13 protein-coding genes are annotated in these 13,126 nt (G+C 72.0%); 8 read left to right on the top strand and 5 right to left on the bottom strand.

All coding sequences use genetic code 11. From position 1 onward, the window contains the following. Positions 1-2: 2 nt before the first annotated feature. Positions 3-1,826, bottom strand: a complete 1,824-nt coding sequence (locus ACMATS_RS09120) for an SGNH/GDSL hydrolase family protein (protein ID WP_414167599.1) — start codon at positions 1,824-1,826, stop codon at positions 3-5. Between the two features lie 147 nt (positions 1,827-1,973). Here ACMATS_RS09120 and ACMATS_RS09115 point away from each other — a divergent pair, with 147 nt between their 5' ends. Beyond that, positions 1,974-2,414 (top strand): DUF6278 family protein, encoded by a 441-nt coding sequence (locus ACMATS_RS09115; RefSeq protein WP_390778125.1) that lies wholly within the window; start codon positions 1,974-1,976, stop codon positions 2,412-2,414. A 54-nt stretch (positions 2,415-2,468) separates the two neighbouring features. Here the strand turns inward: ACMATS_RS09115 and ACMATS_RS09110 are convergent, their stop codons facing one another. Continuing rightward, positions 2,469-3,242 carry a GntR family transcriptional regulator gene (locus ACMATS_RS09110; protein WP_390778124.1) on the bottom strand — a complete coding sequence of 258 codons (774 nt, stop codon included), beginning with the start codon at positions 3,240-3,242 and terminating at the stop codon, positions 2,469-2,471. Positions 3,243-3,445: 203 nt separating this feature from the next. On the opposite strand from ACMATS_RS09110, the gene ACMATS_RS09105 reads away from it, so the two are divergent. The 4 genes from ACMATS_RS09105 to ACMATS_RS09090 are packed head-to-tail and all read left to right on the top strand — an operon-like array spanning position 3,446 to position 6,659. Continuing rightward, positions 3,446-4,189, top strand: a complete 744-nt coding sequence (locus ACMATS_RS09105; protein WP_391151138.1) for an amino acid ABC transporter ATP-binding protein — start codon at positions 3,446-3,448, stop codon at positions 4,187-4,189. Positions 4,190-4,204: 15 nt separating this feature from the next. Further along, positions 4,205-5,113: a glutamate ABC transporter substrate-binding protein gene (locus ACMATS_RS09100; RefSeq protein WP_414167598.1), complete on the top strand. Its 909-nt coding sequence runs from the start codon at positions 4,205-4,207 to the stop codon at positions 5,111-5,113. Beyond that, entirely contained in the window at positions 5,110-5,754 is a 645-nt protein-coding gene (locus tag ACMATS_RS09095) for an amino acid ABC transporter permease (RefSeq protein ID WP_390778121.1), read from the top strand. The genes ACMATS_RS09100 and ACMATS_RS09095 overlap by 4 nt, the downstream gene beginning before the upstream one ends. Beyond that, a complete protein-coding gene (locus ACMATS_RS09090) occupies positions 5,751-6,659 on the top strand; it encodes an amino acid ABC transporter permease (RefSeq protein WP_390778120.1) in 909 nt (302 codons plus the stop codon). Before ACMATS_RS09095 ends, ACMATS_RS09090 begins: the two co-directional genes overlap by 4 nt. Here ACMATS_RS09090 and ACMATS_RS09085 read toward each other — a convergent pair. Continuing rightward, entirely contained in the window at positions 6,614-7,795 is a 1,182-nt protein-coding gene (locus tag ACMATS_RS09085) for a globin domain-containing protein (protein ID WP_414167597.1), read from the bottom strand. The genes ACMATS_RS09090 and ACMATS_RS09085 overlap by 46 nt on opposite strands. An 82-nt stretch (positions 7,796-7,877) precedes the next feature. Continuing rightward, positions 7,878-8,327, bottom strand: coding sequence for an RrF2 family transcriptional regulator (locus tag ACMATS_RS09080; RefSeq protein WP_414167596.1), 450 nt, complete (start codon positions 8,325-8,327; stop codon positions 7,878-7,880). A gap of 162 nt (positions 8,328-8,489) precedes the next feature. Between ACMATS_RS09080 and ACMATS_RS09075 the strand changes: the two genes are divergently transcribed. The 3 genes from ACMATS_RS09075 to ACMATS_RS09065 all read left to right on the top strand — a co-directional run bounded on the left by ACMATS_RS09075 (position 8,490) and on the right by ACMATS_RS09065 (position 12,523). Then, entirely contained in the window at positions 8,490-9,368 is an 879-nt protein-coding gene (locus ACMATS_RS09075) for an SGNH/GDSL hydrolase family protein (protein ID WP_414167595.1), read from the top strand. Between the two features lie 187 nt (positions 9,369-9,555). Next, complete coding sequence (gene ggt / locus ACMATS_RS09070) at positions 9,556-11,379, top strand: gamma-glutamyltransferase (RefSeq protein ID WP_414167594.1); 1,824 nt, start codon at positions 9,556-9,558, stop codon at positions 11,377-11,379. Positions 11,380-11,458: 79 nt separating this feature from the next. Continuing rightward, positions 11,459-12,523, top strand: coding sequence for a hypothetical protein (locus ACMATS_RS09065; protein WP_414167593.1), 1,065 nt, complete (start codon positions 11,459-11,461; stop codon positions 12,521-12,523). Positions 12,524-12,532: 9 nt separating this feature from the next. Here ACMATS_RS09065 and ACMATS_RS09060 read toward each other — a convergent pair whose 3' ends face one another. Further along, positions 12,533-13,084 (bottom strand): isochorismatase family protein, encoded by a 552-nt coding sequence (locus ACMATS_RS09060; RefSeq protein ID WP_414167592.1) that lies wholly within the window; start codon positions 13,082-13,084, stop codon positions 12,533-12,535. Between the last annotated feature and the right edge of the window lie 42 nt (positions 13,085-13,126).

Below are 13,126 nucleotides of genomic sequence, written 5' to 3'. Positions count from 1 at the left end.
GGTCAGACGAGTTCGCGCAGTTCCACGGAGTCGCTGAAGGCCCGCATCCCGGCGTCGTTGGGGTGCAGGTGGTCGCCACAGTCGAAGCGCGCCAGCATCCGCTCGGGGTGCTGCGGGTCGTGGACGGCCGCGTCGAAGTCGAGGACGGCGTCGTAGGAGTCCTCGTCGCCCCGGATGTGCCGGTTGACGGCGACGCGTTTCGCCTCGGCGGCGGCCGTGCAGTCGTGGAAGCCGCCGCACGGCGCAATGGTGGCCGCCACCACGCGCATCCCGCGCTCGTGCGCCTGTTCCGCGATCGAGCGCAGGGCGGCGACGATCTGTTCGGCCGTCGTGTTCGTCCGGATGTCGTTGACGCCCTCGAAGACGATCAGCGTCCGGGCCGAGGTCTGGGCGAGGACGTCGCGCTCCAGCCGGTGGCCGGCGCTGACCCCGGCCATGACGCCGCTGGTGCCGTTGCCGGGATAGCGGTCGGCGACGACCTGGTTCCCGGAGATCCCCGCGTTGAGCACGCCGAGGGCGGGCACGGTGTGCTGGGCGCGCAGCCTCCGCGCCAGCAGGTCGGGCCACCGGCCGTTGGTGCCGGGCGTCGAGCGCTCGCCGTCGGTGATCGAGTCGCCGAGCGCCACCACGGAGCCGGGCCCGCCCTCGGCGTCCACGCCGGTGAGCAGCGGCCAACTGCCCAGCGTCTGCCGGAAGGAAGCGTCGCCGCCCTCCAGCGTGCGGTCGCCGGCGCCGTCGACGGTGAGGTACGAGACCTGGTTGGTGGTGTAGCTGTGCACCGGCAACGACCGTACGGTGCCGGGCAGATGGAGGCTCACCAGCAGATTGCTGTCGGCCGGCACCCGGAAGCCCACGGGGTCGCTGAACTGCTGGGCCCCGGCGGGGATCTCGGTCCCGGGCCGGCCGCCGAAGGCGAGGGGGACGGGCCGTCCGGCCGCCGTGGCCCCCCTGCCCTGCAGGGCCACGCTGGCGGCGCCGATGCGCACCGGGCGCCCGGCGAAGGTGTTCTCCAGCCGGATCCGGGTGCGCGGGCCGCCCGCGCTGCTGTGCACGACGAGCCGTAGCGTCCGCTCGTTCCACGGGCCGACGGAGGCGTACCCGGACGTGGGTGCCGCCCAGCTGCCGGTCCACCCGTTCGAGGGAGTGCGGAGCGCCAGTGCGAACACGTGGAGCGCGGCGGAGCCGCCGGTGCGCGGCAGGACGACGGAGCGGACCTCGCGGTTGCGGACGACCGGCACGGTCACCGCGTACAGCCGTGCGGTCGTGGTCTGCTGTCCCGCCGGGGAGTTGATGTGGGGCAGCCCGACGGCCTTGGTGGCGAGGGGGCCGCGCTTCCAGTCGGGGGCGGTGAGGGTGTAGCCGCCGGAGGAGCCGTCGCGGTAGCGGACGGTGCCCCGGCCGCTCGCCCGGCCACCGGTGCCGGCCACGAGGAAGGTGAGTGCCTCCCCGCGGCCGGTCAGCTGTACGGCCTGCCCGGCAGCCCGTACGTTGTCGGGCTGCCCGGCGCCGGAACGGGGCCAGTGCAGCGGTGAGGCGTCGAGGGTCAGGGTGCGGCCGGGTGTCCAGCCCGCGGCCCGCAGGTCCTGGGCGGAGAGCGAGGCGCCCGAGCCGTCGAAGTCCGCGGCCCGGGCGCGGCCGTCGTCGCTGACCGCCGTATTGTCGAAGAGCCGCTCCAGGGGGAGCGGCTCTCGTGCTGCTGCCGCCGGGGCGGCGAGGGCGGGGGAGTGCGGGAGGATCAGGGCGCACACGGCCCCCGCGGCGACGGCGCCGGCCGCCCTCCGCCACCGTCTGTGCCGGGTCCCGCCGATCTTCGCTGTGCGCAGCATGCGACTCGTGCCTTCCTGCGTACCCGCTCCGACTGTGGCGGGATGAAGTTAAGGAGACGCCGGGGGAACGTCAAGGAGGCCGTGCCGCCACGTCGTGTGCAGCGCGCCTGTGGTGGGGCCATCCGTGCGAGTGACATCCTGGCCGGTATGAACATTCCCTTCTTGGACGGCTGGCGCAGGCGGCACGGCGCTGCGCGCGGGGTGGCGCTGCTCGGGACGGGAGAGTGGGACCCGGAGGGCCTGGCCGCGCTGCTGTCGGAGTGCGAACTGCTGCGCGCGCACGCGCAGTCGGCGGGGGTCGCGCTCGACGACTCGCCGGAGTCCCTGGAGGGGCTGGACCAGCTGCAGCCGCGCTGGCGCGAGGACCCGGAGCTGGTGCCCTGGCTCGGGAACGACGCGGGGCTGTACCTGGGCACGGTGGTGGTCCGCACGGTCGCGGGCGCGGGCTGGCGGGTCCGGTCCGACGGACAGCCGGTGGTGCTGCTGGCGAACGGCCGCGAAGCGGACGTGGTCGGGGCGGGGCGGGAGTGGGCGGCGGACGGTGCCCCGGAGCTCTCCCAGCTCTATGCGGAGCTCGCCGAGGGCTGACGCTCCGTCAGTTCCGTCAGGCCCGCCAGATCCGTCAGATCGGCTGGAAGGGGCTCAACTGGTGAACGGAATCGTGTACTCCAGCCGCCAGCGGTCCGCGCGGACCACGATGTCGGAGGTCTCCACGGCCCGGTCCTCGCCGTCGAAGTGGGTGCGCTCGACGACCGTGACGCACTGCCCGGCCGTACAGCCGAGCGCCTCCGCCTCCGGTGTGGTGGCCGGCCGGGAGCCGACCAGCTCCCGGGCCCGGACGACCCGGATCCCGATGGCCGCCAGCCGGCCGCGCACCCCACGCCGGGCGTAGGGGCCACGCTCGGGGAGGGCGACGTCGGTGCCCGCGGTGATGGTCAGCGGCTCCCAGCTGGTGGCCAGCTGCACCGGGTGCCGATTGGCCAGGTACTCGTACTGCGTGCACAGCACGGGCTCGCCGGGCCCGATCCCGAGCCGCTCGGCGATCGGTGCCGGGGCGGGCGTCTCGGCGGAGGTCGCCTCCCAGGTCAGGGCGGTCGCGGGGCGGCCCTGCGGCGGCACGGTCCCGTAACCGCGGATCTGTGCGGCGAACGGGGTGTCGACCGCGCCCGTCGAGCGCAGCAGCGTCCCCAGCGGTGCCCGGTCGGTGACGAACACGCCCCGCCCGAACTGCCCTTCCGCGTACCCGGCCGCCTTGAGCACCCGCACCGCGCGGTCCACCGTCTGGTCGCTGGCCGCGTAGGCGCGCTTGAGCTCGGAACGGGACGGGATGCGGTCGCCCACGGCGAGCCCGCCCTCGTCGATGCGCCTCCGCAGATCGTCCGCGATGCGCAGATACACCGGCCTGCTGTCCCCCACGCCAGGCTCCCCTCTCCCGGGCTCCCCCGTATGGACCCACAGGCTAGGTACCCAGGCTCGGTCTGTGTACCTAGGGCAAATGGCGGCTGATGCGGCCTCTATTCTGATCAATCCCCTTTTGCGTGCGTGTCGCCGCCGAAGTCCCGTACCGATGCGGATAGTTTGCGGCGACTGCGGGGCAGCTGAGGACAGGTAGGGCTGGTATGGCCGTCGAGCCGTTGATCGAACTGCGCAACGTCAACAAGCACTACGGCAAGGTGCACGTGCTGCAGGACATCAACCTGACCGTCGGCCGCGGCGAGGTCGTCGTCGTCATCGGCCCCTCCGGCTCCGGAAAGTCCACCCTCTGCCGCACCATCAACCGCCTGGAGCCCGTCGAGTCCGGCACCATCCTCCTCGACGGGCAGCCGCTGCCCCAGGAGGGCCGGGCGCTGGCGAAACTGCGCACCGAGGTCGGCATGGTCTTCCAGTCCTTCAACCTCTTCGCGCACAGGACCGTGCTCGCCAACGTCTCGCTGGCCCAGGTCAAGGTGCGCAAGCGCGGCAAGGAGGAGGCCGACCGGCGCTCGCGCGAGCTGCTGGAGCGCGTCGGGCTGCTCGCCCACGCCGAGAAGTACCCCGCGCAGCTCTCCGGCGGACAGCAGCAGCGCGTGGCCATCGCCCGCGCGCTGGCCATGGACCCCAAGGCGCTGCTCTTCGACGAGCCGACCTCGGCCCTCGACCCGGAGATGATCAACGAGGTCCTGGAGGTCATGCGCCAGCTCGCCCGGGACGGCATGACGATGGTCGTCGTCACCCACGAGATGGGCTTCGCGCGCTACGCCGCCAACCGCGTCGTCTTCATGGCCGACGGGCGCATCGTCGAGGACCGCACACCCGAGGAGTTCTTCACCGCCCCCGAGAGCGAACGGGCCAAGGACTTCCTTTCCAAGATCCTCAAGCACTGAGCGGGGTGACGACGCATGCGACGCCGCATTGCCGCACTGGCCCTCACCGCCGTGGCCCTCCTCGCCGCCGCCTGCGGCAAGGAGGGCAGCCCGCCCGTCAAGGGCCCCAAGCCCGAACAGCTGCCCGCCTACCACGTCGCCACCGGCTTCGAGCTGCCCGACTCGCCCACCTGGCGCGCCGCGAGGAACCGCGGCCACCTCGTGGTCGGCGCCAAGGAGGACCAGCCCTACCTCGGCGAGAAGGACCCCGCCACCGGCGTCTACTCCGGCTTCGACATCGAGATCGCCCGGATGATGTCCGCCTCCCTCGGCTTCGACCCGAAGACCATCGTCTTCCGCACCATCGCCTCGGCCAACCGCGAAACCGCCCTGCAGAACGGTCAGATCGATTACTACGTCGGCACCTACACCATCAACGACCTCCGCAAGAAGCAGGTCGGCTTCGCCGGGCCCTACTACATCGCCGGCCAGTCGCTGCTGGTCCGCAAGGACGAGAAGGGCATCAACGGCCCCCAGGACCTGGACGGCAAGAAGGTCTGCTCCGCGGCGGGCTCCACCCCGCTGCAGCGCATCCAGCGCGACTACCCCAAGGCCAAGGCCGTCGCCTACGACACCTACTCGATCTGCGTCGACAACCTCCTCACCCTCCAGGTGGACGCCGTCACCACCGACGACACCATCCTCATGGGCTTCGCCGCCAAGGCGCCCGACGAGCTGCGGATGGCCGGAAAGCCCTTCTCCCGGGAGCCCTACGGGATCGGCGTGCCCCGCGCCGACACCGCCCTGCGCCTCGCGCTCGACGACGCCATCGAGGAGCACGTGAAGAACGGCGACTGGAAGAAGGCCTACGACGCGACCCTCGGCCTGTCCGGGGTGCCCGCCCCGCAGCCCCCCGCCGTCGACCGCTACGGGACCGCCACATGAACGTCCTCACCGACAACCTCTCCCTGTACGGCAAGGGGCTGCTCGGCACCGTCGAACTCACCGTCTACGCCTCGCTGCTCGCACTGGCCCTCGGCTTCGTGATGGCTTCCTTCCGGGTCGCCCCCGTCGGCTCGCTGCGCGCCTTCGGCACGGCGTGGGTCGCGGTGCTGCGCAACACCCCGCTGACGCTGCTGTTCTTCGCGGTGCTGCTCGGCCTGCCGCGCTTCGGTGTCGTCCTGCCGTTCCAGCTCTTCGCCGTCCTCGCCCTCGGCTGCTACACCTCGGCGTTCATCTGCGAGGCCGTGCGCTCGGGCATCAACACCGTGCCCGCCGGCCAGGGCGAGGCGGCCCGCAGTCTGGGCATGACCTTCGGGCAGACCCTCGGCACCGTCGTGCTGCCGCAGGCCTTCCGCTCGGTCATCCCGCCCATCGGCTCGACCCTCATCGCCCTCGCCAAGAACTCGGCGATCGCCGGGTCGTTCAGCGTCACCGAACTCCTCGGCACGTACAAGACGCTCAACGAACTCGGCTACAGCATCATCTGGTCCTTCATCTGGATCGCCGTCGGCTACCTGCTCGTGACCCTGACCATCAGCGCGCTGTTCAACGCGTTGGAGAAGCGCTGGGGGATCGCCCGATGAGCACGACCGGCACCGCGCTGTACGACGTCCCCGGCCCGAACGCCGTCCGGCGCCACCGCCTCTACGGCGTCGCGGCGACGGCCGTGATCCTGGCCGTGGTCGCCCTGGTGCTCTATCTCCTGTTCGACACCGAGCAGTTCACGACGGCGAAGTGGCGGCCCTTCGCGTACAAGGGCATCCAGGAGATGCTGCTGCGCGGCCTCGGCAACACGCTCAAGGCGTTCGCCTACGCCGCCGCGCTCTCCCTCGTCCTGGGCGCACTGCTCGCCTGCGGGCGGCTGTCCGAGCACCGCGCCGTGCGCTGGGCGGCCACCGTGCTCGTGGAGTTCTTCCGGGCGATGCCGGTCCTCGTCATGATCTTCTTCGTCTTCGTGGCCCTGAAGGTCCAGCCCCTGCCCGCGCTGGTCACGGGGCTGACCCTCTACAACGGCTCGGTGCTCGCGGAGGTCCTGCGCACCGGCGTGAACTCCGTGGAGCGCGGGCAGCGGGAGGCGGCGTACTCGCTGGGCATGCGCAAGACGCAGGTGATGTCGTACGTGCTGGTGCCGCAGGCGGTACGGGCCATGCTGCCCGCGATCATCAGCCAGCTGGTCGTGGCCCTGAAGGACACCTCGCTCGGCTTCCTGATCACCTACGAGGAGTTCCTGCACGCGGGCAAGCTGATCGCGAGCAACCTGGACTACGACCTGCCGTTCATCCCGGTCGTGATGATCATTTCCCCGATCTACATCGGGATGTGCATGCTGCTGTCACGCTGCGCGACATGGGCCTCGCGCTGGGAGCGGCGCAGCGTCAAGACGGACGCGGTGGAGGTGGCCCCCGCAGAGCCGGGCATGCTGCTGCCGGGGGCCGAGGCGACTCACCCCTCCGCGCCCAGCCACAGGTCCGGGCCGAACACCTCGTAGTGGATGTCCGCGGCGGCGACACCGGCCTCCAGCAGCTGCGCCCGCGCCGCGCGCATGAACGGCAGCGGACCGCACAGGTAGGCGACGGTTCCCGAGGGGATGTCGAGCTGCGAGAGGTCCGCGCGGCCCGTCCGGTCGGCGGGCCAGTCCTCCTCCGGAGCCTCGTACCAGACGTGCGCCGCGGCGTCCGGCAGCTTGGCGACCAGCGAGTGCAGGTCGGCCCGGAAGGCGTGCACCGACGGGCTGCGGTCGGCGTGCACGGCAATCACCTTGCGCTGCGCGCCCGTTGCGGCCAGATGCGTCAGCATGCCGACGACGGGCGTGCACCCGATGCCGGCCGAGGCGAGCAGCACCGGCGCGTCCCCGTCCTCCAGGGCGACGTCGCCGAAGGGGGCGCTGACGAGAATCGTCTCTCCCACCCGCACGTGGTCGTGCAGGTGGGCGGACACCTCGCCGTCGCCGACCCGCTTGACGCTGAACTGCAGGGCCCCGTCCGGCTGTCCGGACAGGCTGTACTGGCGGATCTGCCGCGCCCCGTCCGGGAGCGTCACCTGGACGGACACGTACTGGCCGGGCCGTCCGGCCGGCACCGGCCGTCCGTCGGCCGGCTGTACGACGAAGGTCGTCACCTCGTCCGTCTCCCGGAAGCGGCCCACGACCTCGCAGGGGACCCCGGCCTCGCCGGGGACCGTCCCGGCCTGCTCGTAGAGCCGCGCCTCCAGCGCGATGAGCGCGTTGGCCATCAGCCAGTACACCTCGTCCCAGGCCGCGGCGACCTCGGGGGTGACCGCGTCGCCGAGCACCTCGACGATCGCGGCGAAGAGGTGCTCCTGGACGATCGGGTACTGCTCGGGGGCTATGCCCAGCGACGCGTGCTTGTGCGCGATGCGCGCGAGCATCGCGTCGGGGCGGACGTCCGGGTGCTCGACCAGCGCCGAGGCGAACGCGGCTATGGAGCCCGCAAGGGCCTGCTGCTGGCTGCCGTTGGCCTGGTTGCCGCGGTTGAACAGGTCGCGCAGCAGCGCGGGGTGGGCGGTGAAGAGCTTGTTGTAGAAGAGCGGCGTGATCTCGCCTATCGCACCGCCGACCGCGGGCAGGGTGGCGCGGACGACCTCGGTCGACTTGGGTGACAGCATCGACGGCTCAGCTCCTTAACTTGCATCTTGGATTCGCATTAAAGGGTGCGAGGAAGCGCCCCCGGTGAAGGCGGAGGGCCTGTCAGGTCTGCGGTGGGTGCGGGCTCAGGCTCAGCAGGACCGGTCCGGTGGGCGGGCCGGTCAGCTCCTCGACGGTGAGCGGGTCGAGGGCGGCGAAGAAGGCCTCCTGCGCGGCGCGCAGCGCACTGCGCAGCCGGCACGCCGAGCGCAGCGGGCACGGTGGGTCGTCCTCGCAGCCGACGACGTCGCCGGCGCCCTCCAGCTCGCGCACCAGCCGGCCGACCGAGCCGGTCCGCCCGGCGGGGGTGAGGCTGAGGCCGCCGCCCCGGCCCCGGCGGGCCTCGACGACCCCGAGGTGCTGAAGGCGGCTGACCACCTTGGCGGCGTGCGTGTACGGCACCCCGACCGCACCGGCCACCTCGCGGGTGGTCGGCGCCTGCGCTTCTTCGTCGGCAACCGCCAGGCGCATGGCGATGCGCAAGGCGATATCCGTGCTTTTGGTCAGTCGCACGACAGCAATCTATCTAATTGGATTCTTGAAGTCCAATTAAAGTGCCGCGCCGATGAGATTGACAGGCCGTTGACACGAGGTGAATCTGACCTGATGTTGATCACTCAACAGTGATCGCGTACAGATCTTTTTTCGACATTCCAGGAGGCGATGGTGTCGCAGGTGCAAGGACGCGGTGGGCAGTACGGAAAGGCACTGGCGGCGTTCGGCGCGGCCACGGCCCTGGCGGCCGGCGCGGCCGCCCCCGCGGCCGCCGCCCCGGCCGCCCGCGGCGGCGAGGCCTACGTCGCCCTCGGCGACTCCTACACCGCCGGCCCCGGCATCCCGCAGCAGTCCGGCGGCGACTGCGCCCGCTCCAGCGTCAACTACCCGTCGCTGACGGCCGAGAAGCTGCACGCGTCGTCCTTCAAGGACGCCAGCTGCAGCGGCGCCACCACGGACGACCTGTGGCGCGCGCAGGGTGCCAACCCGCCGCAGCTGAACGCCCTGAGCAAGCGCACCACGCTCGTCACCGTCGGCATCGGCGGCAACGACATCGGCTTCGGCAGCATCATCGGCACCTGTGCCCAGCTCTCGCCCACCGACCCGGCCGGCGCCCCCTGCCGCAAGCAGTTCACCGCGGGCGGCACCGACCGGCTCGTGAACCGCATCAACGATGCCGCGCCCAAAATCGCCAAGGTGCTCAAGGCCGTTCACCAGCGCGCCCCGCACGCGCGCGTCGCGCTCGTCGGCTACCCCGCGATCATGCCGGACAACGGCGTCGGCTGCTTCCCGGCCGTGCCGATCGCCGCGGGCGACGTTCCCTACCTGCGCGACACCGAGAAGTGGCTCAACGCGATGCTGCAGCAGCAGGCCCGCAAGGCGCATGTCCGCTACGTCGACACCTACCGCCCGACCGTCGGCCACGACGTCTGCAAGCCCGCCGCCGACCGCTGGATCGAGGGCGCCCACCCCGAGAACCCGGCCGCGCCCTTCCACCCCAACGCCAAGGGCGAGCAGGCGATGGCCGGTTCGGTGCTCGGTGCACTGCGCCGGCACTAGCGCCCCGAAGGGGCGCGGGGAACTGCGCGATCAGCCACGATGCACCTGCAGTTGAGGTTCTCGGGGCTCCGCCCCGGTCCCCGGGATGGTGCGTCGGCTGCGGGCGGTCGGGGGTTGCTCGCGCAGTTCCCCGCGCCCCTTACGGGGCGCTAGGCTCCGGGGCCCGTACGCCCGATCGGAGACAGTGATGGCACTCCCCAGACCGATCAACCACCGGCGCCTGACCGTTCTCGCCGCGGTTGCCGCCCTCGCCGCGGGGGCGGCAACCGCCCCCGCCCACGCGTCCGTTGCCGCCGCTCCGCCCTCGAAGTCCCCCGTCGCCGCCGGTTACGGCGGCGCGGTCGCCAGCGTCGACGCCGACGCCACGGCCGCGGGCATCGAGGTGCTGCGCAACGGTGGCAACGCGGTCGACGCGGCCGTGGCCACCGCCGCCGCCCTCGGCGTCACCGAGCCCTACTCCGCCGGCATCGGCGGAGGCGGCTACTTCGTCTACTACAACGCCCGTACGCACAAGGTCGCCACGCTCGACGGCCGCGAACGCGCCCCGCTCGGCGCGAGCAAGGACCTCTTCCTGGAGAAGGGCAAGCCGCTCGCCTTCGCCGACGCCGTCACCAGCGGCCTGAGCGTCGGCACGCCCGGAACCCCCGCCACCTGGGACACGGCCCTGCGCGCCTGGGGCAGCCGGCCGCTGGCCCACGTGCTGCGCCCGGCCGAGCGGCTGGCGCGCAACGGCTTCGTCGTCGACGCCACCTTCCGTCAGCAGACCGCCGACAACCAGGCGCGCTTCAAGGACTTCCCCGCCACCGCCAAGATCTTCCTGCCCGGAGGGAAGCCGCCCGCCGTCGGCAGCACCCTCAAGAACCCCGACCTGGCCCGCACCTACGCCCTGCTGGCCGAGCAGGGCGTGGACGCCGTCTACCACGGAGCCGTGGGGCGCGACCTCGTACGGACCGTCCGCAAGCCCCCCGTCGACCCGGCCTCGCACCGCCTGGCGCGACCCGGCGGCCTGACCGCGAAGGACCTGGCGGCGTACGGGGTGAAGCAGCAGGCGCCGACCCGGGTGACGTACCGCGGGCTCGACGTCTACGGCATGGCCCCGTCCTCCTCCGGCGGTACGACGGTGGGGGAGGCCCTCAACATCCTGGAGCACGGCAACCTCCGGAAGGCGGACCAGGCGACCTATCTGCACCGCTACCTGGAGGCCAGCCGGATCGCCTTCGCGGACCGCAACCGATGGGTCGGCGACCCGGCGCAGGAGAGCGTCCCCGAAAAGGGGCTGCTGTCCAAGAAGTTCGCGGACTCGCGCGCCTGCCTCGTCACGGACGACAAGGCGCTGACCAGCCCGCTGGCCCCCGGCGACCCGCGTCACCCGGCGCCGTGCGGGACGCAGGCCGGCACGCCCGCCCCGACGCCGTACGAGGGGCAGCAGACCACGCACCTGACGGCGGCCGACAAGTGGGGCAACGTCGTCGCCTACACCCTCACCCTGGAGCAGACGGGCGGCAGCGGCATCACCGTGCCCGGGCGCGGCTTCCTGCTCAACAACGAGCTGACCGACTTCTCGTTCACCCCCGTCACCCCGGGTGTGCACGACCCCAACCTCCCCGGTCCCGGCAAGCGCCCGCGCTCCTCGATGTCGCCGACGATCGTCCTGGACCACGGCAGGCCCGCCTTCGCGCTCGGCTCGCCCGGCGGCGCGACTATCGTCACGACCGTGCTGCAGACCTTCCTCAACCACGTGGAGCGCGGCATGCCGCTCGTCGACGCGATCGCCGCGCCGCGGGCCAGTCAGCGCAACGCGGCGAAGACCGAGCTCGAACCGGGCCTGTGGAACAGCCCGTTGCGCGCCCGGCTGGAGGCGCGAGGGCACGCGTTCAGCCTGAACCCGGAGATCGGTGCGGCGACCGGGGTGCAGCGCCTGCCGGACGGGCGGTGGCTGGCGGCGGCGGAGAAGGTGCGGCGCGGCGGCGGCTCGGCGATGGTGGTGCGGCCGAGCGGTCCGTCGCACTGAGCACCGGTCCATCCCCCGTACGGGTGTATCGGCCTGCGGATCCGGTTGATCCGCGCGGGCGCTGCACAGCATAAGTCCCGTGGGGGAGAATGCAGTTCACGCAGTCCGGCGAGTCCTGCTCGCCGGTACGGCCGCGTCGGTCCTGCTGGCCGCCGTGCTGGCGGCGTTGGGGTTGTGGTCCGCCGTCCCCGCGGCGGCGGCCACGGTCCCGGCTGCCGCGTCGGGCGTTCCGACGTGCGAACTCGGGGCCTATCTCAACGACTTGTACAACCTGGACCCGGTCAAGCACTCCTTCGACGCCCGGTTCACCCTGTGGTCCGTGTGCCCGCAGAAGGACCTGGACCCGCTGCCCACGGTGTCCTTCAGCAACGGCAACAACCCGCAGAAGGACGACCCCAGGCTGTCGGAGTCCCGGGGCATGTTCCGCGATCTGGTGCGGGTGCAGGGGACGTTCCGGCAGGACTGGGACCTGCGCGCCTTCCCCTTCGACCGGCACCGGCTCGAGATCGTGCTCACGGCCAACTCCGACATCGAGCACTTCCGGTTCACCCCGGACAACGCCAACTCGGCACACAACGCGGCGATCGCGCCGGACGGCTGGAAGCTGACGGGCTTCCGGCTGGCTCCCGCCGAGCGGAACTTCCCGACCAATTTCGGTGACCCCGCGCTGCCCCACGGCGCGGGCAGCACCCGCAGTGCGGTCGTCATCGAGGCCGACCTGGTGCGTCAGGACCCCACCGTCTTCTGGAAGCTCACCGGTCCGCTGTACCTCACGCTGCTGCTCGTCACGGCGACGTTCCTGCTGCCCGCGCACCACAGGGAGTTGGGCGTGGCCGAGCGCCTGGACTCCCTGCAGAGCCGGCTGGCCCTGCTGGGCGGCGGGCTGTTCGTCGTGATGCTGAACATGCAGCAGGCCGGCACGGTGGTCACCAGCACGCGCGGGCTGACGCTCGTCGACTGGCTGCACCTGCTGACCCTGGCCTACGTGCTCCTCGCCGTGCTGGCCACGGTGCTGTGCTGGCGCTGGACGGTCGACGGGGACGACCCGGCGAAGGTGGAACGGCTGAACCGCCGTGCGGCGGTGCTGGGGCTGGTGGGGTACTGCGCGGTCGCCGGCGTGCTGGTGGGGCTGTCGGTCGGCTGACCGGCCGGGTCAGCCCAGCAGCGCGATGACCGCGTCGGTCGTGTCCGTCTCCGCCAGCCGGGGAAAGATCTTCTCCAGGCTGTTGCGGTGCGCCTGCGCATCCAGGTCCGTGACCGCGTCCGTCGCGATCGTCACGTGGTACCCGTGCTCGTGCGCGGCGCGCGCCGTCGACTCGACGCCGATGCTCGTCGAGATGCCCGCCAGCACGATCTGCGTGACGCCCCGCCGCCGCAGCTGCAGGTCCAGGTCGGTGCCGTAGAACGCGCCCCACTGGCGCTTCGTCACGACGATGTCGTCGTCCGTGCGGCCCAGTTCGGGCCGCAGCTCCGTGAACTCCGCGGGGAATTCGGCCGCGTGCCCGGCGACGTCCGCCCGCCCCGGCGGCGTGGCGGCGACGCGGACGAGGATCACCGGCAGGCCGTGCTTGCGGAACGCCTCGGCCAGGCGGGCGCCGCGTTCGACGATCTCCTCGGCGGGGTGGACGGTCGGCAGGGCGGTGATGCCCTTCTGGAGATCGACGAGAACGAGTGCGGTCCGAGGGTCGAGCGTGGTGGCAGTCATGCCGCCAGCCTACGAAATAAAAAGGGAAACTTGCAAGCCTTC

Source organism: Streptoverticillium reticulum, from assembly GCF_047456005.1.
Taxonomy (GTDB): Bacteria; Actinomycetota; Actinomycetes; order Streptomycetales; family Streptomycetaceae; genus Streptomyces; species Streptomyces reticulum.
The sequence above is the reverse complement of the archived record's forward strand: the minus strand, read 5'-3'. Positions and strand labels throughout refer to the sequence as shown.

Excerpts from the sequence above, each read along its gene's own strand:
- ACMATS_RS09120 (WP_414167599.1), bottom strand. The coding sequence starts at position 1,826 with ATGCTGCGCACAGCGAAGATCGGCGGGACCCGGCACAGACGGTGGCGG.
- ACMATS_RS09115 (WP_390778125.1), top strand. The coding sequence starts at position 1,974 with ATGAACATTCCCTTCTTGGACGGCTGGCGCAGGCGGCACGGCGCTGCG.
- ACMATS_RS09105 (WP_391151138.1), top strand. The coding sequence starts at position 3,446 with ATGGCCGTCGAGCCGTTGATCGAACTGCGCAACGTCAACAAGCACTAC.
- ACMATS_RS09100 (WP_414167598.1), top strand. The coding sequence starts at position 4,205 with ATGCGACGCCGCATTGCCGCACTGGCCCTCACCGCCGTGGCCCTCCTC.
- ACMATS_RS09095 (WP_390778121.1), top strand. The coding sequence starts at position 5,110 with ATGAACGTCCTCACCGACAACCTCTCCCTGTACGGCAAGGGGCTGCTC.
- ACMATS_RS09090 (WP_390778120.1), top strand. The coding sequence starts at position 5,751 with ATGAGCACGACCGGCACCGCGCTGTACGACGTCCCCGGCCCGAACGCC.
- ACMATS_RS09085 (WP_414167597.1), bottom strand. The coding sequence starts at position 7,795 with ATGCTGTCACCCAAGTCGACCGAGGTCGTCCGCGCCACCCTGCCCGCG.
- ggt (WP_414167594.1), top strand. The coding sequence starts at position 9,556 with ATGGCACTCCCCAGACCGATCAACCACCGGCGCCTGACCGTTCTCGCC.
- ACMATS_RS09060 (WP_414167592.1), bottom strand. The coding sequence starts at position 13,084 with ATGACTGCCACCACGCTCGACCCTCGGACCGCACTCGTTCTCGTCGAT.